At 44.5% G+C, this 20,396-nt stretch carries 22 protein-coding genes; 9 read left to right on the top strand and 13 right to left on the bottom strand.

Features of this window, described 5'->3' with window-relative positions:
- Positions 1 to 2 precede the first annotated feature (2 nt).
- The 10 genes from MAR181_RS13360 to rpsB all read right to left on the bottom strand — a co-directional run bounded on the left by MAR181_RS13360 (position 3) and on the right by rpsB (position 10,063).
- Positions 3 to 497 carry an OmpH/Skp family outer membrane protein gene (locus MAR181_RS13360; protein WP_013797124.1) on the bottom strand — a complete coding sequence of 165 codons (495 nt, stop codon included), beginning with the start codon at positions 495 to 497 and terminating at the stop codon, positions 3 to 5.
- Positions 498 to 530: 33 nt separating this feature from the next.
- The gene (bamA, locus tag MAR181_RS13365) at positions 531 to 2,843 is read right to left on the bottom strand and encodes an outer membrane protein assembly factor BamA (protein WP_013797125.1); all 2,313 of its coding nucleotides are present in this window, start codon (positions 2,841 to 2,843) and stop codon (positions 531 to 533) included.
- A gap of 10 nt (positions 2,844 to 2,853) precedes the next feature.
- Positions 2,854 to 4,203: an RIP metalloprotease RseP gene (rseP, locus tag MAR181_RS13370; RefSeq protein WP_013797126.1), complete on the bottom strand. Its 1,350-nt coding sequence runs from the start codon at positions 4,201 to 4,203 to the stop codon at positions 2,854 to 2,856.
- Positions 4,203 to 5,375 carry a 1-deoxy-D-xylulose-5-phosphate reductoisomerase gene (gene ispC / locus MAR181_RS18385; protein WP_013797127.1) on the bottom strand — a complete coding sequence of 391 codons (1,173 nt, stop codon included), beginning with the start codon at positions 5,373 to 5,375 and terminating at the stop codon, positions 4,203 to 4,205. Before ispC ends, rseP begins: the two co-directional genes overlap by 1 nt.
- A complete protein-coding gene (locus tag MAR181_RS18390) occupies positions 5,376 to 6,179 on the bottom strand; it encodes a phosphatidate cytidylyltransferase (RefSeq protein ID WP_013797128.1) in 804 nt (267 codons plus the stop codon).
- 2 nt (positions 6,180 to 6,181) lie between these two features.
- Positions 6,182 to 6,913, bottom strand: a complete 732-nt coding sequence (gene uppS / locus MAR181_RS13385; protein ID WP_013797129.1) for a polyprenyl diphosphate synthase — start codon at positions 6,911 to 6,913, stop codon at positions 6,182 to 6,184.
- A 48-nt stretch (positions 6,914 to 6,961) separates the two neighbouring features.
- Positions 6,962 to 7,519 (bottom strand): ribosome recycling factor, encoded by a 558-nt coding sequence (frr, locus tag MAR181_RS13390; RefSeq protein WP_013797130.1) that lies wholly within the window; start codon positions 7,517 to 7,519, stop codon positions 6,962 to 6,964.
- Positions 7,520 to 7,526: 7 nt separating this feature from the next.
- Complete coding sequence (gene pyrH / locus MAR181_RS13395; RefSeq protein WP_013797131.1) at positions 7,527 to 8,249, bottom strand: UMP kinase; 723 nt, start codon at positions 8,247 to 8,249, stop codon at positions 7,527 to 7,529.
- A gap of 129 nt (positions 8,250 to 8,378) precedes the next feature.
- Positions 8,379 to 9,239: a translation elongation factor Ts gene (tsf, locus tag MAR181_RS13400; RefSeq protein WP_013797132.1), complete on the bottom strand. Its 861-nt coding sequence runs from the start codon at positions 9,237 to 9,239 to the stop codon at positions 8,379 to 8,381.
- An 89-nt stretch (positions 9,240 to 9,328) separates the two neighbouring features.
- Positions 9,329 to 10,063 carry a 30S ribosomal protein S2 gene (rpsB, locus tag MAR181_RS13405; RefSeq protein WP_013797133.1) on the bottom strand — a complete coding sequence of 245 codons (735 nt, stop codon included), beginning with the start codon at positions 10,061 to 10,063 and terminating at the stop codon, positions 9,329 to 9,331.
- A gap of 317 nt (positions 10,064 to 10,380) precedes the next feature.
- Here rpsB and map point away from each other — a divergent pair, with 317 nt between their 5' ends.
- The 5 genes from map (at position 10,381) to MAR181_RS13430 (ending at position 16,683) form a co-directional block, all read left to right on the top strand.
- Positions 10,381 to 11,238, top strand: coding sequence for a type I methionyl aminopeptidase (gene map, locus MAR181_RS13410; RefSeq protein WP_013797134.1), 858 nt, complete (start codon positions 10,381 to 10,383; stop codon positions 11,236 to 11,238).
- Between the two features lie 58 nt (positions 11,239 to 11,296).
- Positions 11,297 to 13,990 carry a [protein-PII] uridylyltransferase gene (gene glnD / locus MAR181_RS13415; protein ID WP_013797135.1) on the top strand — a complete coding sequence of 898 codons (2,694 nt, stop codon included), beginning with the start codon at positions 11,297 to 11,299 and terminating at the stop codon, positions 13,988 to 13,990.
- A gap of 7 nt (positions 13,991 to 13,997) precedes the next feature.
- On the top strand, positions 13,998 to 15,185 hold the full coding sequence (gene dapC / locus MAR181_RS13420; protein WP_013797136.1) for a succinyldiaminopimelate transaminase: 1,188 nt from the start codon (positions 13,998 to 14,000) through the stop codon (positions 15,183 to 15,185).
- Positions 15,186 to 15,220: 35 nt separating this feature from the next.
- Complete coding sequence (gene dapD, locus MAR181_RS13425; RefSeq protein WP_013797137.1) at positions 15,221 to 16,258, top strand: 2,3,4,5-tetrahydropyridine-2,6-dicarboxylate N-succinyltransferase; 1,038 nt, start codon at positions 15,221 to 15,223, stop codon at positions 16,256 to 16,258.
- 80 nt (positions 16,259 to 16,338) lie between these two features.
- Positions 16,339 to 16,683: an ArsC family reductase gene (locus MAR181_RS13430; RefSeq protein ID WP_013797138.1), complete on the top strand. Its 345-nt coding sequence runs from the start codon at positions 16,339 to 16,341 to the stop codon at positions 16,681 to 16,683.
- On the opposite strand, the gene MAR181_RS13435 is transcribed toward MAR181_RS13430, so the two are convergent.
- Positions 16,680 to 16,877, bottom strand: a complete 198-nt coding sequence (locus tag MAR181_RS13435; protein WP_013797139.1) for a hypothetical protein — start codon at positions 16,875 to 16,877, stop codon at positions 16,680 to 16,682. The two genes, MAR181_RS13430 and MAR181_RS13435, sit on opposite strands and share 4 nt — an antisense overlap.
- Positions 16,878 to 16,956: 79 nt before the next feature.
- Here MAR181_RS13435 and dapE point away from each other — a divergent pair, with 79 nt between their 5' ends.
- The 4 genes from dapE to panD are packed head-to-tail and all read left to right on the top strand — an operon-like array spanning position 16,957 to position 19,198.
- Positions 16,957 to 18,102, top strand: coding sequence for a succinyl-diaminopimelate desuccinylase (gene dapE / locus MAR181_RS13440; RefSeq protein ID WP_013797140.1), 1,146 nt, complete (start codon positions 16,957 to 16,959; stop codon positions 18,100 to 18,102).
- A 10-nt stretch (positions 18,103 to 18,112) separates the two neighbouring features.
- Complete coding sequence (locus tag MAR181_RS13445) at positions 18,113 to 18,394, top strand: hypothetical protein (protein ID WP_013797141.1); 282 nt, start codon at positions 18,113 to 18,115, stop codon at positions 18,392 to 18,394.
- A complete protein-coding gene (locus MAR181_RS13450) occupies positions 18,384 to 18,758 on the top strand; it encodes a hypothetical protein (RefSeq protein ID WP_013797142.1) in 375 nt (124 codons plus the stop codon). The genes MAR181_RS13445 and MAR181_RS13450 overlap by 11 nt, the downstream gene beginning before the upstream one ends.
- Positions 18,759 to 18,817: 59 nt before the next feature.
- Positions 18,818 to 19,198 carry an aspartate 1-decarboxylase gene (gene panD / locus MAR181_RS13455; protein ID WP_013797143.1) on the top strand — a complete coding sequence of 127 codons (381 nt, stop codon included), beginning with the start codon at positions 18,818 to 18,820 and terminating at the stop codon, positions 19,196 to 19,198.
- A 79-nt stretch (positions 19,199 to 19,277) separates the two neighbouring features.
- Here panD and tpx read toward each other — a convergent pair whose 3' ends face one another.
- Complete coding sequence (gene tpx / locus MAR181_RS13460; RefSeq protein ID WP_013797144.1) at positions 19,278 to 19,772, bottom strand: thiol peroxidase; 495 nt, start codon at positions 19,770 to 19,772, stop codon at positions 19,278 to 19,280.
- 29 nt (positions 19,773 to 19,801) lie between these two features.
- Positions 19,802 to 20,260 carry a cold-shock protein gene (locus MAR181_RS18685; RefSeq protein WP_013797145.1) on the bottom strand — a complete coding sequence of 153 codons (459 nt, stop codon included), beginning with the start codon at positions 20,258 to 20,260 and terminating at the stop codon, positions 19,802 to 19,804.
- Between the last annotated feature and the right edge of the window lie 136 nt (positions 20,261 to 20,396).

The raw sequence follows: 20,396 nt of genomic DNA on the forward strand, positions 1-20,396 counted from the left end.
AATTAATTGTCCTTATTAATACGTTCCACCAACTCATTGGTGATATCAGATTCACTATTAGCATATAAGCTTAGCTGCCTATTTAATACTAAGTCTAGTTTGCGTTCATCAATAATGGATTTTAGAGCCGCCTCACCTTTAGGGGTAAGGTCTTCAATCAGCTTTTTCTCTAACAACTTGGCTTGTTGCTGCATTTTTGCTGCCATTTGGCGAATACCGTTCTGCTTTTTCACCAAATCACCACGACGCTTGTTAAACTCATCTGGCGCCAAGGTTAACTCTTCTCGTTTAAGTTGCTCATCCGCTTCTTTTAACGCCACCTGCTCTTGTTTCAAACGTGCTTCCATTTGCGCCACTTTTTGCTTTGGTTCTTTGGCGGCTTCTTGGCCTATATTACTCTGTAACAACGCCGCTCTAAAATCGACCACAGCCATCTCTGTGGCTTGCACACTGTTTATCAACATCAGTGAACACAACGCCAATATCATTCTTTTCATTACAAATCCTCTTATGCTTTTACTCAGATTAACTTAAAAAGTTGTACCCAACTGGAATTGGAAGACGTCTGTACTGTCACCATCCTGTGCATTTAACGGTCTCGCAAAGTTAAACGACAATGGCGCAATCGGTGTAATCCATGTCCAACTAAATCCTAGACTGAAACGAATTTCATCTAGATCCACACCTTCATTACAATCGGTATTGGTCGACAAACAAGCATCCGTAAAGACGTTACCACCATCTAAGAAAATCGACGTACGAACAGATTTATGATCTTCCACCATAGGAAGCGGGAAAATCAGTTCCGCGGTTCCAGTCATTAGGATATTGCCGCCTAATGCTGATGTACTGGTATCTTCATCGTCGTATGAGTTTTGCGGCCCTAATGAGGAAGCACCATAACCACGTACAGAATAAGCACCACCCGCATAGTAGTTTTCGAAGAAAGGCAAGGCATCACTGTCGCCATAACCCGCCCCGTAACCAAGACGACCTTTCAGACGAAACAACCACAGGTCCGAACCACTTAAATTCCAATACTTTTGTGATGTCAGCCCCACTTTCGCGTACTGCTGATCACCCACAGGCAAGGCCACTTCTAACGTTGCCTTAGTGGAATAACCATTAGTTGGCAACACACCACCAACCAAGTCGTTGTCGGACCAAGTCAAACTGGCGATGACATCATCATAATTATCGCCATGAGTATCAACATAGTTTGCAGTTTCATTAGATGGATCGTAACCTAACTTAACCGTACTCTCTTTCACCGTCATACCAAAGGTTAAACGTTGCGTATCCGAAATTGGGTAACCGTAACTGACGCCAACACCAATTTCATCTAGATCATAATCCTCAACATCGTCGTCTGCATGGTCGCTGGTTTGATAAAAAATCTGGAAACCACGACTGACGCCGTCCACAGTAAAATAAGGATTATCATAATTAATCGAGTAATCCTGAGTTGAATCGGTACGAGAAGCACTGAAGGATAATTTATTCCCCGTTCCTAAGAAGTTACGTTTGGAAATACCAAAACCCAGTACCGTACCGTCTTCTTGTGAATAACCAATGCTGGCTTGAATGCTACCTGAAGCTTGCTCTTCCACGACCACATCGATATCAACTTGATCCGTCGTGCCCGCCACAGGTCGAGTACGTAGGTCCACATTACCGAAGAAGCCTAAACGCTCAATACGACGCTTGGATGACTGAATTTTAGAATGAGTCGCCAACGCGCCTTCAAATTGCGTCATCTCACGACGCAACACTTCGTCCTGAGTTTCGCTGTTACCACTAAAGGTAATGCGTCGAACATAGACTTGCGGCCCAGGGGTAATTTGATAGCTCAGATTAACCGTGTGATTATCCAATTTTTCGGGAATCACATTCACATTGGTAAATAAATATCCATCATCGCCCAGCTCAGTCGAAATACCTTCGATGATTTCCGTCACTTGGCTACGAGAAAACAAATCCCCTTTTTTCTGCGTAATTTGCTTCCAAACTCTGTCTTCAGCAATCGGTAAGCTACCACTCAATGTCACGTCATTTAGAAAATATGGCTGGCCTTCATCAACATTTACCACAATGTAAACATCACGTTTGTCAGACGACAAACTAACTTGACTAGATACTACTTGAAAGTCTAGATAACCATTATCAAGGTAGAAGCTTTTCAAGGTGTTAATGTCACCCTGAATTTTAGCCTTGGCATATTCATCGGCGGAGCTGAAGGGATTCCAATAACCGGTTTCGCGAGATTCAAAATCTTTTGTTAAAGTCTCTTCGTCAAAACTGTTATTACCAACAATATTGATGTGAACAATCTTCGCGGTATCGCCTTCATCAATATTAATCTTAATACCAGTACGGTTTCGCGGCATATCCTCAACAGAAATATCCACTTTGGCACTGTAACGGCCCAATGCGTAATATTGGCGCTGTAATTCTTGCGCGATTTGATTCAGAGTTTCTGGCTTGTATATCTCGCCAATTTCTAACCCTGATAGTTTAAGACCTCGTTCTAAGTCTTCTGTTTTAACCAGTTCATTACCTTCGATTGTAAGGTTGCCAATAGAAGGACGCTCAACAAGTTTAAAAATGAGCACTTTGTTTTCTTCATAGACATCAATATCACTAAAGAAACCGGTATCAAATAAAGCACTAATCGCTTGATAAACCTTACCCGAGTCATATGACTGATTTTCATTAAAACCGATTAAATCAAATGCTCTGGCTGATGGCATTTGTACTAGGCCATCAATTCGGACATCCTCAACCGCTTTTGCAATACTTTGCACACTGATTAAAGTCAACAATACAGCTAGAACGACTCTCACATATACCTCTCTACAAGCGGGCAATATCATTAAAAATGGCAACGGCCATCAGAGCAAACAACAAAGAAGCTCCAACTCGATACGCCACACCCTGAATTTTTTCAGAAACGGGTTTGCGACGAATAGCCTCAATACTAAAAAACAACAAATGCCCACCATCCAACATTGGGATGGGTAACAAATTCAACACACCAAGACTCACACTCAAGTAAGCCATAAATTTCAAAAACGACTGCAAACCTGAATCAGCAGAGGCGCTGGCCACCTTCGCGATGGTGATCGGCCCAGATAAATTATCCAGTGAAATCAATCCTTGTAACATCTTTCCAATGGAGGAAACCGTCAAAGAGATCATCTTAGACGTTTGTTGAAAACCGTAACCTATGGCTTCAAACAGACCGTAATGACGCTCTCGAATTAAACTCTCATCCCATTTGGGTGGCACAACGGCCAAACCAGCATAACCCATCACCTTACCATTACGGTCCGCAGCGGCTGGCGTTAAGAAGAGGCTTTTACTTTGTCCTTGCCTTAATACTACTACTGTCAGACGTTTACTTGGGCTGGTTTGCACTTTCTTTACAACCTGCTGCCAGCTAGACATAGCCTCACCATCGATCGACTCAATGGTATCACCCGCTTCAAAACCACCAAACTGCGCTGCTCCGCCATCAACCACCTGAGCGATAATAGGTACCACCGTCGGCTGCCATGGTAGCAAACCAAAGGACTGAATTAGATTATTAGGCTTTTCACCGACTAGCCATCGATTCAAGCTAACGGAATCCTGCTGAATACTACTCAATCCTTCAACACGATAGCGAACGATAATGGTTCTTGTTTGACCAATCAAGCCCGCGAGCGCTAAATTCACCTCTTCCCAAGAAGAAACCGCTTCCCCAGCAACCTCAACCAGCTCATCACCCTCTTGCATCTGTGTTTGAGAAGCCAAACTCCCTTCAGCAATATGACCAACTTTTGGCGCCAAACTCTGAATGCCTAGCAAAGCCACTAGACCATAAATCGCCACTGCCAAAATGAAATTGGCCAGAGGCCCTGCAGCTACAATAGCAATACGCTGCCACACATTTTTCTGAGTAAAGGCTTGATGCTTAAGAGCTTCCGGTACATTACCTTCACGCTCATCCAACATACGCACATAACCACCAAGAGGAATCATCGCCAAGGTAAATTCGGTACCGGTTTTCTTGCTCACATAACGGTAAATGGGTTTACCAAAACCAACCGAAAAACGCAGTACTTTCACACCACAACGACGGGCCACATAATAATGCCCAAATTCATGGAAGGTTATCAGCACACCCAAAGCGACAATAATCGAAAAAATATTTTGCAGCATTAAAATGTCTCCTGAACAATACAGGCTTCGGCCAGCTTGCGGGCACAAACATCCGCAGCAAACACCACGTCAAGATCATTCACTGGGATCACCTCAGCTTGGTGCAAGACTTTATGATTTACACGCGCAATGTCTAGGAAACCAATTCGTCCCTGCAAAAAGGATGCAACCGCTATTTCATTCGCCGCATTTAGGGTCGCCATCGCCGTCCCCCCCAAATACCAAGCATCCGCCGCTAGCTGTAAATTGGGGAATCGCCGTAAGTCTGGAGACTCAAAATTTAACCTAGCAATTTCGGTAAGATTTAAAGGCGGTACATTGGTTTCAATTCGATTGGGCCAAGTCATGCCATAAGCGATGGGAATTTTCATGTCCGGATTGCCCATCTGAGAAATGACCGACCCGTCTCGATACGACACCATTGAATGAATGATACTTTCAGGGTGAACCACCACATCAACTTCATCAGGCGTAACATCAAATAGCCAACAAGCTTCGATTAATTCCAATCCTTTGTTCATCAAGGACGCAGAATCAATGGAAATTTTTTGCCCCATCGACCAATTAGGATGCTTACAAGCTTGCTCCGGTGTGACATTCGCCATCTCATCTAATGACCAAGTGCGGAATGGGCCACCAGATGCGGTCAAAATAATTTTATCTACATCTTGCTTATGCGCTCCAGCTGAATGCTGAGGCAAGCTTTGATAAATAGCATTGTGTTCACTGTCAATCGGCAGCAAACACACATTGTGATTTGCCACCTCATCCATAAACAACTTGCCCGCTGTGACTAAGGACTCTTTATTTGCTAGTAGAATACGCTTACCTGCACGAATCCCTGACAAGGTCGGCTTTAAACCAGCAAACCCCATGATCGCGGCCATCACTTGATCGACAGCACTGTCTGCAGCAATACTTTCTAAAGACGATTCACCCCATTCAAAGGAAATATCGAGATCAGCACACAACAACGCCAACTCGTCTCGAGCAGATTGAGAGCCCATCACTACTCGCTGTGGCTGAAACTGACGACAAATATCCACCATTTTGGCCACACTGGTATTGGCGGAAGCACTGACAAGGGAAAACTTATCTGGATGCTGAGCGATAATGTCCAGCGTACTTTGCCCAATCGAGCCCGTTGCGCCTAACAGACAAATACCTTGCATCTAAAGCCATCCACTTAACAATAAAAACAAAACATACACTGGCGCTGCCGCCGTCAAACTGTCGACACGATCCATCACACCACCATGACCTGGAATCAAATGGCTAGAATCTTTTAACGATTCATGGCGCTTAAACAAACTTTCCGTTAAATCCCCTAACACTGAGACAGCCGTCGTCAACAGTGCAACCAAAGCTAATAGAAGCCACTCAAGTGTGCTAAAAGCCTGCCATTGACAGAAAAGAGCAACGCCCACTTGTGTAAGGAGAATACCACCAATTACCCCTTCCCATGATTTACCTGGGCTGACGAATCTTGCTAACTTGCGCTTACCAAATGCACGGCCAGCAAAATAAGCCCCTGAGTCAGCCCCCCAAATCAGTCCCATCAATAACAGCACCCAAACAACAAAATCAGCGGACTGCTTTAATACCACTAAAGCGGCCCAAGTTGAGACCATGACCAACACTCCAAACACAAGTCGCGCATAGGTATGTTGCCAGAGCAAAGGCGTTGGGTAGCGAATCACCCAATATAAAGCCAAACACCATAAAATTGGACTAATATACAAACTAAAGGTCAATAACTGATAGTCAGAGATAACATAACAAAGCAGGGCGACAAAAGTCGCAAAACCGATACGACCGACTTGCCCTTTAACACCGGATAAACGTGCCCATTCCCAGGCCGCCAGTACAACAACCCCAGCCATAGAAACAGAAAAAGCGAATGCATCTAAGAAAAAGACCGCATAGATAAACAAAAAAGCCATCACGATGGCACTAAGAATACGAGGAAGTAGCATGATTATCGCCCACCATAGCGACGCTGACGATTCTGATAAATACCAATTGCCTCATCAAAATCAGATTGATCAAAGTCCGGCCATAAAACCGGTAAAAAAACAAACTCTGAATACGCTGATTGCCACAACATAAAGTTACTAATACGCTCTTCTCCTGACGTTCGGATTAATAAATCCGGTTCAGGTAGATCCGCTAATTGAATACGAGAAGCCAATTTTTCCGTTGTAATGTCATCAGGGGATAATTGACCTGCCGCGACTTCTTTGGCTAACAATTTAGCCGCTTGCGCGATATCCCAGCGACCACCATAGTTCGCTGCGATCACCAATGTCATCTGATCATGATCTTTGGTGGCTTCCTCTGTAGCTCGGATTTGCGCCTGCAAGTTATCGCTAAAGCCGGAAACATCACCCATCACTCGTAATCGAATTTTATGCGTTTTAAGACGTTTTAGTTCTTTCTTCAAGGAGCGCATAAAAAGCCCCATCAAACCATCCACTTCCACCTGTGGGCGCTTCCAGTTTTCACTGGAAAATGCGAACAAGGTCAACACCTTTACCCCGGATCGAGCCGCCGCCTCAACGGTTCGACGAACAGCCGCCGCACCAGCTGTGTGGCCAGCAATACTCGGGAGATGTTTTTTCTTCGCCCAGCGATTATTACCATCCATGATAATGGCAATATGAGCTGGGCCGACTGCAGACTCTGCGCTGCCGTCAACCAATTCAGACATATCTATATCCTAGCCAATAAAAAAAGCGAGCCAAGCTCGCTTCTCTCATTAAATTTCCATCAAGTCTTTTTCTTTCGCTGCAAGGCGCTCTTCAACCTGGGCGACAAACTTATCGGTTAGTTTTTGCACTTGATCTTGGCCACGACGATCTTCGTCTTCTGAAATTTCTTTCTCTTTCACTAAGTCTTTCAAATTTGCATTCGCATCACGGCGAATATTACGTATGGCAATACGGCCATTTTCCGCTTCCGACTTCGCCTGTTTGAAATAATTTTTACGAGTCTCTTCCGTCAAGGCCGGCATTGGGATACGAATCAAACTTCCGTTCGTTGCTGGGTTCAAGCCAAGATCCGATTTCATAATGGCTTTTTCAATTTCCGGCACAAGGTTACTTTCCCAGGGAGAAACGCCAAGAGTACGAGCGTCTTCAACCGTAACATTGGCTACCTGACTTAAAGGCGTTTCAGAACCGTAATAATTCACTTTAATTGAATCTAACAAACTTGGATGCGCACGCCCCGTTCGGATTTTTTTAAACGCGGATTCAACAGACGATACCGCTTTGCTCATGCGCTCTTCTGCGTCTTTCAAAATTTCGTTAATCATAACTTCCTCACTCAATCAGTGTGCCTTCATTGCCACCAACCATGATATTGATCAGGGCGCCTGGCTTGTTCATATTAAATACTCTTAACGGCATAGAATGGTCACGAGTCAAACAAATGGCGGTTAAATCCATCACGCCCAATTGCTTCTCTAATACTTCATCGTAACCCAATTTATCATATTTAACGGCATCAGGATCTTTCATCGGATCCGCCGAGTAAACGCCATCTACTTTTGTCGCTTTCAATACAACATCGGCATCAATCTCAATACCGCGCAAACAAGCAGCAGAGTCCGTTGTAAAGAAAGGGTTACCCGTGCCCGCAGAGAAGATCAACACATCACCTTCTTTCATTAACCGCATCGCACGACGTCTGTCGTAAGGCTCAACAATACCTGTCATGGTAATGGCCGACATCACACGAGTCGCAATATTCGCTCTTTCAAGCGCATCACGCATTGCCAAAGCATTCATTACCGTTGCTAACATCCCCATGTGATCACCTGTCACACGGTCCATACCAGCTTGACTCAAAGCTTGGCCGCGGAATAAGTTACCACCACCAATAACAATCCCTACTTCAACCCCAATACCGCGTAATTGACCTATTTCCAGTGCAATACGGTTCAATACTTTAGGATCGATACCGAAAGACTCATCACCCATCAAGGCTTCGCCACTCAACTTAAGCAAAATACGTTTGTAATTTGGATTCTTTTCTTTTGGCATACCCACCTCCGGCAAGGGATTTCATCTTTAGAGCAATTGAATCACACAAAAATGACTCTTTTGCATCCAGCTTTCATAAAAAGGGGCAGTCAAGCTGCCCCTTTTAAAAACACATTACACAACTCGGAATTAACCTTTAAGCTGTGCAGCAACCTCTGCAGCGAAGTCAACTTCTTCCACTTCAATACCTTCGCCTACTTCAAGACGAACAAAAGAAGTTACAGAAGCACCAGCGTCTTTCACTAGTTGACCCACTTTAATTTCTGGGTTTTTAACGAAAGGCTGCTCAACAAGGCTGTTTTCAGCCAAGAATTTTTTCATGCGGCCAACAATCATTTTATCAACGATTTCAGCAGGCTTACCAGCCATATCAGGCTGTGCACGAACGATCTCTTCTTCTTTAGCAAGTACGTCAGCAGGCATGTCGTCACCTTGCACAACACGAGGGGCAACAGCCGCAACGTGCATTGAAACGTCTTTTGCCAATTCAGCAGAACCGTTTTCAAGTTGAGTCAATACAGCAATTTGACCGTTACCGTGAAGGTAACCACCAATTAGACCACCTTCAACAATAACCGCACGACGAGGCGTGATGTTTTCACCGATCTTTTGAACCAAAGCTTCACGAGCCTGGCCAATTTCGCCAGCCAACAAAGTTTCCATGCTAGTTTCTTTCGTTGCAAAAACAACGTCAGCAACTTTGTTAGCAAAAGCAACAAAACCTTCATCACGTGAAGCGAAGTCAGTTTCAGAGTTCACTTCAACCAACACACCGTAAGAAGCATCGTCAGCAACACGCATAACGATTGTTCCTTCCGCTGCAGTACGGCCTGCCTTCTTAGCAGCTTTCATACCACTAGATTTACGAAGCTCTTCGATAGCTACTTCGACATCACCATTAGCAGCGACAAGTGCTTTTTTACACTCCATCATGCCAAGGCCAGTACGTTCACGTAGCTCTTTTACCAATGCTGCAGATACTGCGGCCATGTTAAATCCTCTTTTACCAATTCAAATTTAAAAAAGGAGGCGAGTCACTCGTCCTCCCTTTAGAAACCAGAACAAACTCGAAAGTTTGCTTACGCTTCAGCAGCTTCGTTTACTTCAACGAATTCGTCAGCACTGCCAGCAGTTGCAGAACGGCCTTCAAGAACCGCATCAGCAAACGCTGAAACATAAAGCTGAACCGCACGAATCGCATCGTCGTTAGCTGGAATGATGTAATCAACACCATCTGGGTTACTGTTAGTATCAACGATACCGATAACAGGAATACCCAATTTGTTTGCTTCTTTAATCGCGATACGCTCGTGATCAACGTCGATAACAAACAATACGTCTGGTAGACCACCCATATCCTTGATACCACCCATTGAAAGCTCAAGTTTCTCAAGCTCACGAGTACGCATCAAAGCTTCTTTCTTAGTCAATTTCTCGAACGTACCATCAGTCATCTGAGACTCAAGCTCACGAAGACGCTTGATAGAAGCACGGATGGTTTTGTAGTTCGTCAACATACCACCTAACCAACGGTGGTTAACGTATGGCATGCTTGCACGAGCGGCTTGCTCTTTGATTGTTTTAGATGCTGCACGCTTTGTACCAACAAACAAAACCTTGTTTTTGTTCTCAGCCATTTTCTTAACTAGCTCAAGTGCTTCGTTAATAGCAGGAACTGTGTGTTCAAGGTTGATGATATGAATCTTGTTACGTGCACCGAAAATGAATGGCTTCATTTTTGGATTCCAGTAACGAGTTTGGTGACCAAAGTGTGAACCAACCTGTAGAAGGTCGCGCATAGATACTGTAGGCATTTTACTATCCTTTATTTGGGTTAAATTGTGCTTACCAGCTAAAAGCATCAGTCAAACAAGGTTTAAAGCAACCTAAGACACCCCAGACACTTTCATTTATTGCGGTAAGATCGTTAGTTTTAAGTTATTACTTAACTCATGGACATAAGCCCGTTAAGCCGGCGTTTTATACCACAAACCAGACCAAATCAAAAGACAAAAAGCGTATTTTTGCCATTAAACCAAGCAATGTTTTTTCATTTAGAGAGGCGATTCTGCCGCTTAACTCATGTAGAATACCCCACAACTAAATGAAAATTCTTTAAGATCGATAGACTATGAGCAACGAAATCCTACAAAAAGTTGAACAACTCACACAAAACGGCCGCCTTGATGTCCCTAAAGCAACGCCACGTCCTGCTGCGACCCGCTTCACTGACATCAGCGATATAGAAGGTATGCGAACGGCCGGCAAACTTGCCGCAGACGTTCTAGTCATGCTCGAAGAATTCGTTGTACCGGGTGTTAGCACAGAACAACTTGATATCATTGCCCACAATTACATTGTTGAGCAACAAGGCGCCATTCCAGCCCCACTGAACTATCACGGTTTTCCTAAATCCTGCTGCACATCGGTTAACGATGTGATTTGTCATGGCATTCCAAACGATAAAGCTTTAAAGAAAGGTGATGTCGTCAATATCGACATTACCATCATCAAAGACGGCTACTATGGCGACACCAGCAAGATGTTCTTTGTTGGGCCCGTTGCTCCTCATGCTGAGCGCCTAGCAAAAGTGACTCAAGAATGCCTATACATTGCCATCGACCTGGTCAAACCAGGCGTACAGCTTGGTGATATTGGTGCCGCTATCGCTGCGCATGCTCACAAAAACCACTATTCTGTTGTTGAAGAGTATTGTGGCCATGGCGTCGGCACCACCTTCCATGGCGAGCCACAAGTGGCTCACTACGGCAAAGCTGGCACGGGTGTGACATTGGAAGAAGGCATGACTCTGACCATTGAACCGATGATTAACGCCGGCAAAAAACAGGTTAAGCACTCAGGTCCTGATAACTGGATTGCCAAAACCAAAGATGGTCGTTTATCTGCTCAATACGAACATACTTTGTTAATTACGGCCGATGGCGTTGAAGTTCTAACTCGTCGCCCAGAGGAAACGCGCTTCGCATAGAAGCGCCTTTTCGATTTACTAACACAGATCAACCTGATCCATTCTTCGAGGCTTTTGTATGGACTTCCCTGCTTTTCCGGACGCTCCGCCACTTCTTTCAAATGAAGAAAAACACGAACTTTCACAAGCTGAATGCTCCATTTCTCGCTATAAAGCTATTATTGAAGAAAAAACCAACGCCTATAATGATCTGTTTCACTCTCTCTACCCGATTGAGAAACTGGTCAAAGGACTCTCTGCTTTTTTCGATGAAGTACTACAAGCCGCATGGAAAGCCAAAGATCTCAATGTCGAAAAGCACGTCAGCCTAGTGGCGGTTGGGGGTTATGGTCGTAGCGAACTGCACCCAAAATCGGACATTGATCTGCTGATTCTGATTGAAAATGAGACGTCAGCACCAAAAGACAAACTCGAAGCCTTTATCACCTTCTTGTGGGACATCAATTTAGACATAGGACACAGTGTCCGCAGCCTAGATGAATGCACAGAAATCGCCAAGCAAGACATCACCATCATCACCAATTTGATTGAGTCTCGCACCCTGATTGGCCCTGTTGCCTTGCTCGATACATTACAAGTCAGCATTGATACGGACAAGATGTGGGATGGTCGCTCGTTTTATGAAGCCAAACTGCAAGAACAGAAGCAACGTCATGGCAAATATCAAAATACCGCCTACAATTTAGAACCTAATCTAAAAGAATGCCCTGGCGGTTTACGTGACATGCAAGTCATTGACTGGGTCGCTAAACGCCACCTTCATACCCATAGACTTAGTGCTTTAATTGACAAAGAGTTCCTTTCGGAAGACGAATACATTCAAATCAAAGGGGCGGTAAGTCACTTGTGGCGTATTCGCTGGGCACTTCACATGATCGCAGGACGCAAAGAAGATCGTCTGTTATTTGACCACCAGCGCACTCTAGCGAAACTATTTGGCTTTGATGATGACGATCTAAAACGCAATGTTGAGCGTTTTATGCAGGGCTATTATCAAAGTGTCGCTGCGATTCAACAGCTAAATGACCTCTTACTACAGCATTTTGAAGAGTCCTTTTTAAGCAGCGACGAGAAAAACAACATTGAAATCATTAATGAGCATTTTCAAATCGCCAATGGTCAGCTTGAAGCACGCACCCCGACCCTCTTCCAAGACAACCCTTCGAGCATGCTAGAACTGTACGTTGTCTATGGCGAGTACGAAAATATTCGGGGCATTCGTGCCAACACCATGCGCCAGTTACGCGACAATCTTGAACTTATCGACGATGACTTCCGTCACGACAGTGTTAACACCAACCTGTTCTTGGATGTTATTGCCAGTCGTTATCGCTTAACTACCATTTTAAGATCAATGAAACATCTAGGCTTGTTGGGTCGTTACTTACCGGAATTTGGCGCCATCATTGGGCAAATGCAGCACGACCTATTCCACATTTATACGGTCGATGCTCATACCCTACAACTCATTGAAAACCTTCGTCGCCTCTGGCTTTCTGAGTACAAGCAGAAGTTTCCCATTTCCGCCCAAGCCATACGCCACGTTCCGAAAGTCGAATTGCTTTACATTGCCGGACTTTATCATGACATAGCGAAAGGCCGTGGCGGCGACCATTCAGAACTGGGCTGCGTGGATGCGCAACTCTTTTGTGAACGCCATGGATTATCCAAACGCGATACCGAATTAGTCATTTGGATGGTTCGCAATCATTTATTTATGTCAGTGACCGCACAACGTAAAGACATATCAGACCCAGAAGTCATTTGGGAATTTGCCAGCTACGTTAAAGACCAAGAACATCTGGACTACCTCTTCATCTTAACGGTAGCCGACATTAACGCCACGAATCCAACCATGTGGAACAGCTGGCGTGCATCGTTAATGCGTCAACTCTATCTGGAAACAAAGCGCGCCCTTCGCCGTGGCCTTGACTCTCCAATAGACGCAGAAACCATTAGTGACGAGCACAAACAAAGAGCCTTGGAATTCATCATTGAACGCAATGTCGACATTGCAGAAGCCGAAGCCATTTGGGACACTATTGAAGAAGAGTATTTCATTCGCTCGAACGGGGATGAAATTGCCTGGAATACCGAAGCGATTATTCACCATCGCCCAAGTGACAAACCACTGATCGCCATCACACCGCTGGGGGGAAGAAATTTCTCAGGGGCCAGCAAGATTTTTATCTACACCCCCATCAGCCAACACTTATTCGCAGTGACAGCGGCCATTTTTGAACAACTAGGTCTGACTATCTTAGACGCTAAAATCAGCCACACCAGTGATAATTACACCTTAGACAGCTTTGTGGTAATGGACAGCAATGAAGCAGACAAGAATCTCTACTTAGATAAACAGCGCATTGATTTGATAAAAGACACCCTGATGGAACAACTGGAAAACCCTTCCTCCTACGGCAGTGTGGTACAACGTCACACACCAAGAATTTTGAAGATTTTCAACTCACCATCAACAGCTCATTTTGTCAGTCAAGCTGAAGAAGTATGGTCCGCCCTTGAGGTGACAGCCCCTGATCGCCCAGGTTTATTAGCACTGATCGGCCAATTCTTTATGAACCACAACATCATGCTACATAAAGCCAAAATTGCGACTTTAGGCGAACGAGTAGAAGACACCTTCTATATTACCGACGATCAAGGTGAGCTGATTTCTGATCCACAGCGCATGGACAAAATTTGCAACCTATTGAAAGAAAAAATTGACCGCTTTTCTCAAGCGACGGATTAAAGAAAACATGAACCCATTTATCGATTCCTTACATCCTTATCCATTTCAGAAGTTAGCTGAGTTATTAGAAGGCTTACAGCCCAACCCTGATAAGACACTGATCAAACTGACGATTGGTGAACCACAGCACCAAGCACCGCAAGTGGCTCTGGATGCACTGGCTGACAACCTCAACGGCGTGAGCAAATACCCAAGCACAAAAGGTGAACTAGCACTTCGCCAGTCCATCACCGAATGGACTAAAACACGCTTCAAGCTGAACTCTCTCAACCCTGACACACAGGTTTTGCCCGTTACAGGCACACGCGAAGCTCTGTTCGCCATCACTCAAACTCTGGTCGGAGAAAAGCCCTCCCCTCTTGTAATTAGCCCTAATCCTTTTTACCAAATATACGAGGGCGCAGCGATTCTCGCAGGAGCGAATCGTCATTTCTTGCCATGCGATGCCAACAATCAATATAAGATTGACTACCAAGCCGTAACAGATAACATCTGGCAAAATTGTGAAATATTGTTTGTCTGCTCACCAAATAACCCGAGTGGCACAGTTACTACCCTAGAGGAATACGCCTTCCTGATTGAAAAGGCCAAACAATTTAACTTTACGATTGTTGCGGACGAGTGCTATTCGGAGATTTATTTCGGTGAAGATGCGCCTCTGGGGCTATTAGAGGCCTGCCAGATCTTGGGGCACTTAGATTATCAGCATTGCTTAATTTTCCAGTCACTTTCTAAACGTTCTAACCTACCTGGCCTAAGATCAGGGTTTGTGGCAGGTGATGCCAGCCTACTGAAACCTTTCTTGCTGTATCGAACTTATCAAGGTTGTGCCATGCCAATTCACCATCAACAAGCCTCAATTGCCGCTTGGAACGATGAACGCCATGTCATGGAAAATCGTCAAATTTACACTCGTAAATTTGACGCGGTATTAGACATATTGGAACCCGTCATGCAGGTAAGCAAGCCCGAAGCTGGCTTCTATTTATGGCCACAACTCACCATGTCTGACGAAGAATTTTGTACAGCTCTATACCAAGAAGAAGCCGTTTTGGTCTTACCTGGCAGTTACCTTGGTCGTGAAGTAAACGGACACAATCCCGGCAGCCAACATGCTCGAATGGCATTGGTTGCTGAAGAATCAGAATGCACTGAAGCAGCACACAGAATAAAAGCCTTCCTCAGTCGCAGATAACCCCTTAGCTATAAAACTCAGTTGGAGATAAATACATGAGTAATTCAATTTTTGCATTCGGTCTTGGTATTGGCACTCAAAACAAAGAAGGCGATTGGCTTGAAGTCTTTTACTCAGCGCCTTGTTTAGGGGCTGAAAAAGCCACCCTTGATGCCTTAGTAGAAAGCACAAACTATGAAGGCGGCAATAGCACGCTAGTATTAGATGAAAGCGACCTAAACCGTCTTCACATGAGCCTTCTAAAAGCCGGTAACATTGAACAAGCAGAATTGGCTTCTCGCCTAAAAGCATCGACCCAACCAATTATTCTATGTGTATTGGCGTCAGATGAAGCACCCAGCAACCCTGCTGAAGTCTACTTGAAGCTGCAACTTATCTCTCATCGTTTAGTTAAACCGCACAGCACAGTGTTAGACGGCATGTTCGGATTGTTGGTTAACACAGCTTGGACCAACGAAGGTCCTATTGATGTTCGCGAACTCGCTGACCGTCAACTAAGCGCTCGTATGGAAGGTCGCACTATTGAAGTATTCAGTGTGGATAAATTCCCTAAAATGCTTAACTTTGTTGTACCCGCTGGCATTCGTGTTGGTGATGCCGCACGTATCCGCCTTGGCGCTCACTTAGGTGAAGGTACCACAGTGATGCACGAAGGCTTTGTAAATTTCAATGCCGGTACGTTGGGCACCAGCATGGTTGAAGGCCGTATTTCAGCTGGCGTTGTGGTTGGTAATGGCTCTGACTTAGGCGGCGGTTGTTCAACTATGGGCACCCTATCTGGTGGCGGCAATATTGTCATCGGTGTCGGTGAACAATGTTTGATCGGCGCCAACGCCGGTATCGGCATCGGTCTTGGTGATCGCTGTACGGTTGAATCTGGCCTGTACATCACAGCAGGTTCTAAGGTAACCGTACTGGACGAGAACAACCAAATTGTCTCTACGGTTAAAGCTCGTGACCTGTCTGGTCAATCTGATCTATTGTTCCGTCGCAACTCAGAAACAGGTGCAATTGAATGCAAAACCAATAAGACAGCCATTGCTTTAAACGAAGCATTGCACGCACATAACTAGTTTTTAATGAGTCAAATTGTGGCGCTTTAATATGACGTTAAAGCGCCATCTTTTTATCCTCAATATTATGGGAGTCCGTCATGCTGAATATTTATGGCATTAAAAATTGCGACACGATGAAAAAAGCTTTTCGCTGGCTTGATGAGCACCAAGTGGAATATCAATTCCATGATTACAAAAAAGAAGGCGTAAATGCAGAACTTGCCGCTGCCTGGGTGGCTAAATTAGGTTGGGAAGCCGTCATTAATAAACGCGGCACAACTTGGCGCAAGTTAACCGATGACGTTAAAGATAATATGAGCGAAAGCAATGCCGTGACACTTATGCTTGAGCAACCTTCGCTGATTAAACGCCCACTTATTGTGAAAAACGAAGAGGTCTACTTAGGGTTTAATGCAGAGCATTACGCTCAAACCTTAATCTAACGTAGAACTGGGGTATAAATGCGCGGCGTTTCTTTTCTCTGAGTCATAGGCGTAACGGTTGGTGTGTATCCTGAAGTCGATACATCTGAACGAATCACGGGAACGAAAAAAGATTCCTGAACAACAGGTTGTGGTCCGAAAATACTGCAACCAGCCACGATAGAACTCAATAAAATGACAACACCTAACTTCATAATCCCACCTTTATACAAATCTCCTGTTATAGTAACAGAATCTTTTATAAAGTAGCTAAAACCAACACAAAGGTAAAGAATGTCTGACTTGTCTCCTACCCTAAAACTTGCCATCGATCTTATTTCACGCCCTTCCGTCACACCAGAAGACGCTGGCTGCCAAGAGGTTATGATCCAGCGCCTCGAAAAGCTTGGTTTTAAGGTCGAAAAAATGCCTTTTGGAAAGGTGAAAAACTTTTATGCAAAACGCGGAGACTCGGGACCAAACCTTTGTTTCGCTGGTCATACAGACGTAGTACCAACCGGTCCTGAAAGTGAATGGAAAGTTCCACCTTTCCAGCCAGAAATCATTGATGGCATGCTTTACGGACGTGGTGCCGCTGATATGAAAGGCAGCTTAGCCGCCATGGTTACAGCGGTGGAAAACTTTGTACAAGCCCACCCAAATCATCCGGGACAAATCTCCTTCCTCATTACCAGTGACGAAGAAGGTCCCTTTGTTGATGGCACTACACGAGTCGTCGACGCCTTAATGGAACGCAATGAAAAAGTCGATTGGTGTATTGTTGGTGAACCATCCAGTACGAAACAACTTGGTGACATTATCAAAAATGGCCGTCGTGGTTCGTTTAGCGGTGATCTCACTGTCTATGGTAAACAAGGTCATGTTGCCTACCCTCATCTGGCCGTCAACCCGATTCACCTAGCTGCACCCGCTCTAGCGGAAATGGCTAATACACATTGGGATAATGGCAATGACTTCTTCCCGCCGACCAGCTTTCAAGTCTCTAATATCCAAGCAGGCACAGGTGCAACCAATGTTGTTCCAGGTACACTAAAGGCACAATTCAATTTCCGTTTCTCGTCTGAACTGGATTTTGACGCCTTAAAAGAACGCGTGTTAAGCATTCTTGAGCAACATCAATTGGAATACCATATTGACTGGACTTACAATGGCCTTCCCTTCCTAACCAAACCTGGCGAACTGGTTGATGCCATGATAAAGGCAATTGAAACAAACGCTGGCATCACACCAGAACTATCCACTTCTGGCGGCACTTCAGATGGTCGCTTTATCGCTAAGATGGGCGCTCAGGTTGTTGAACTTGGACCAATTAACGCCACCATTCATCAGATCAACGAATGTGTAGACGCCAACAGCCTAGAACAGCTATCCAATGTATATTCTGGTATTTTAGAAAATCTATTTGTGAAGACAAAATAACGATTCAGCAATGAAAGAAAAAATCCACCGATTAGCCATGAAGCTAGGCAACAGCCCAAAACTCGCCTTGATCAAAATGATTCAAGGCGGCTTGCTTTTTGTTTTTGGTGTTTTGATGCTGATGGTATCTGACCGAGTATTAAGCGAATCACTCACACAAGAAATCATTGCTTTGTTTGGTTTGATCTTAGCAAGCTGTGGTGTTATCTGGACAATGGCTGGCTATCTATCAATGAGCGTCTTAAGGATTTATCATATGCTACAAAAAAGAGATGAAGACGATGCAAACTGACATCGAAATTTACCTACTATCCTGCCCAACTGACAAGATTATCAGCTGGCTAGAAGGCGAGTTCAACGTCATTGAGAAAAAGCAGCCTACAGCGGTCTGCACTAAGCTCACCTTCGAATATCAACAGGCAGACATCAAGGTCACCATCTTAGAACAAGCCGCAGGAAAGCGCTTTACGTCTGTTTGGTTTGACTCTGATAAAACCCCCTGGGAAGACGATATGGCTTGTGCTAGACAAGCCTTCTCCAGCCTAAATTGTGAAGTCCGCTGCAATTATCAAGGATGGGAAGAAGCTGGCGAACAAGACCCTGACCAGTGGTGGCGAATCAACCAACAGGGCGAAGGACCATTCATTTGGACATGATATCGCTGAACACCCACAAGGTAAAAGCGCACTAAGAAAATAAGAGTAGAGAGACCGTAATGCAAGTAACACTTTTGAAAGGCAAACTTCATATGGCCAGCGTTACCCAAGCTGAGCTTTGGTACGATGGTTCATGTGCGATCGACAAAGACCTAGTTGAATTAGCTGGTTTTCGTGAATTTGAAAAAATCGATATTTATAATGTTGATAATGGCGAACGCTTCCATACCTACGTCATCCTAGCCGAATCAGGTTCAGGCACCATCTCCATGAATGGCGCTGCAGCACGTCGCGTACAAGTGGGTGACCGTGTCATCATTGCCGCTTACGGCCAACTTGATGAATCTGAAGCTGATCAATTTAAGCCCAAGCTAGTCTATCTAAAAGAAGGCAACATTGTTGAGCGCTCGACCAACACCATTCCAATGCAAAAAGACTAAGCTAGCATTTTAAAAAAATGTATCCGGCAGACAAAAAAATCCCAGCCTAAAGACTGGGATTTTTTATTGAATATCGAACTTATAAAGACGCTAACGCGGCTTCATAGTTAGGCTCATCAGCCGTCTCAGCTACTTGCTCTGAGTAAAGCACCTTGCCAGACTCATCCAATACAACAACCGAACGGGATAACAGACCCGCCAGTGGACCGTTAGCAAAAGCCAAACCATAGTCCGCTCCAAAAGCAGAACGGAAGCTAGAACCCGTATCAACATTATCAATGCCTTCAGCGCCACAAAAACGAGCTGCCGCAAAAGGCAAATCCGCAGACACACAAATCACATTAACGCCCTTTAGCGCCGCCGCGGATTCGTTGAACTTGCGAACGGATGTTGCACAAGTTGGTGTGTCGATAGATGGAAAAATATTTAATACTAATTTAGCGCCTTGGTAATCGGCTAGCGTCGTCTCAGACAGATCCGTTTTAACCAATTTAAAATCAGGAGCCTGAGATCCAACAGCAGGTAAAGTACCTACTGTCTCAAAAGGATTTCCTTTCAATGTTACCTGAGCCATATTCGCCTCTTAAAATTCAATCGCGACAATTAGCCGCGAACAATGGATACGTTTTCAGCTTGCTTACCTTTCTCACCTTCAGTGACGTAAAAGCGAACAAGTTGACCTTCAACTAGGAATCGACGGCCACGACCACGAATCGCACGGTAGTGAACAAAGACATCGTCACCGTTTTCCATGGTTAAAAAACCAAAGCCTTTTGAAGAATTAAACCACTTCACAGTACCCTGCTCACGGTCGTCATCGTCATCTTCATGGCCAGCTGAACCTGACACTCGAATTTGATTTACCATAGTACCAAGGTAAACCGATACTAGAACAAAACCAAAATACACTAGGTAGTTTGTTGCAATGTCTTCTTTTAAAACCCCTGCAATTAGCAATGGCACAATAAGTGCGATAACTAAGCTAACAATAAAAGCACGCAATGAAAAAAAACCGGTACTTGACGTACCTTGACTCGAAAAATTATCTTGATGATCATTCATAACAATATATCTCTTATCTCATTAAATAGTATTGTGATGCAAAATCGGCCGAATAAAGCCAACTTCGTGTTAGTAAAAGTGAATAAATAGATATTTTTACCAAACTCTTTCTTAAATGCCATGTGAAGCCAATAAA

It is taken from the genome of Marinomonas posidonica IVIA-Po-181 (assembly GCF_000214215.1).
GTDB classification, from domain to species: domain Bacteria; phylum Pseudomonadota; class Gammaproteobacteria; order Pseudomonadales; family Marinomonadaceae; genus Marinomonas; species Marinomonas posidonica.

Excerpts from the sequence above, each read along its gene's own strand:
- MAR181_RS13360 (WP_013797124.1), bottom strand. The coding sequence starts at position 497 with ATGAAAAGAATGATATTGGCGTTGTGTTCACTGATGTTGATAAACAGT.
- rseP (WP_013797126.1), bottom strand. The coding sequence starts at position 4,203 with ATGCTGCAAAATATTTTTTCGATTATTGTCGCTTTGGGTGTGCTGATA.
- ispC (WP_013797127.1), bottom strand. The coding sequence starts at position 5,375 with ATGCAAGGTATTTGTCTGTTAGGCGCAACGGGCTCGATTGGGCAAAGT.
- MAR181_RS18390 (WP_013797128.1), bottom strand. The coding sequence starts at position 6,179 with ATGCTACTTCCTCGTATTCTTAGTGCCATCGTGATGGCTTTTTTGTTT.
- uppS (WP_013797129.1), bottom strand. The coding sequence starts at position 6,913 with ATGTCTGAATTGGTTGACGGCAGCGCAGAGTCTGCAGTCGGCCCAGCT.
- frr (WP_013797130.1), bottom strand. The coding sequence starts at position 7,519 with ATGATTAACGAAATTTTGAAAGACGCAGAAGAGCGCATGAGCAAAGCG.
- pyrH (WP_013797131.1), bottom strand. The coding sequence starts at position 8,249 with ATGCCAAAAGAAAAGAATCCAAATTACAAACGTATTTTGCTTAAGTTG.
- tsf (WP_013797132.1), bottom strand. The coding sequence starts at position 9,239 with ATGGCCGCAGTATCTGCAGCATTGGTAAAAGAGCTACGTGAACGTACT.
- rpsB (WP_013797133.1), bottom strand. The coding sequence starts at position 10,063 with ATGCCTACAGTATCTATGCGCGACCTTCTACAGGTTGGTTCACACTTT.
- map (WP_013797134.1), top strand. The coding sequence starts at position 10,381 with ATGAGCAACGAAATCCTACAAAAAGTTGAACAACTCACACAAAACGGC.
- glnD (WP_013797135.1), top strand. The coding sequence starts at position 11,297 with ATGGACTTCCCTGCTTTTCCGGACGCTCCGCCACTTCTTTCAAATGAA.
- dapC (WP_013797136.1), top strand. The coding sequence starts at position 13,998 with ATGAACCCATTTATCGATTCCTTACATCCTTATCCATTTCAGAAGTTA.
- dapD (WP_013797137.1), top strand. The coding sequence starts at position 15,221 with ATGAGTAATTCAATTTTTGCATTCGGTCTTGGTATTGGCACTCAAAAC.
- MAR181_RS13430 (WP_013797138.1), top strand. The coding sequence starts at position 16,339 with ATGCTGAATATTTATGGCATTAAAAATTGCGACACGATGAAAAAAGCT.
- MAR181_RS13435 (WP_013797139.1), bottom strand. The coding sequence starts at position 16,877 with ATGAAGTTAGGTGTTGTCATTTTATTGAGTTCTATCGTGGCTGGTTGC.
- dapE (WP_013797140.1), top strand. The coding sequence starts at position 16,957 with ATGTCTGACTTGTCTCCTACCCTAAAACTTGCCATCGATCTTATTTCA.
- MAR181_RS13445 (WP_013797141.1), top strand. The coding sequence starts at position 18,113 with ATGAAAGAAAAAATCCACCGATTAGCCATGAAGCTAGGCAACAGCCCA.
- MAR181_RS13450 (WP_013797142.1), top strand. The coding sequence starts at position 18,384 with ATGCAAACTGACATCGAAATTTACCTACTATCCTGCCCAACTGACAAG.
- panD (WP_013797143.1), top strand. The coding sequence starts at position 18,818 with ATGCAAGTAACACTTTTGAAAGGCAAACTTCATATGGCCAGCGTTACC.
- tpx (WP_013797144.1), bottom strand. The coding sequence starts at position 19,772 with ATGGCTCAGGTAACATTGAAAGGAAATCCTTTTGAGACAGTAGGTACT.
- MAR181_RS18685 (WP_013797145.1), bottom strand. The coding sequence starts at position 20,260 with ATGAATGATCATCAAGATAATTTTTCGAGTCAAGGTACGTCAAGTACC.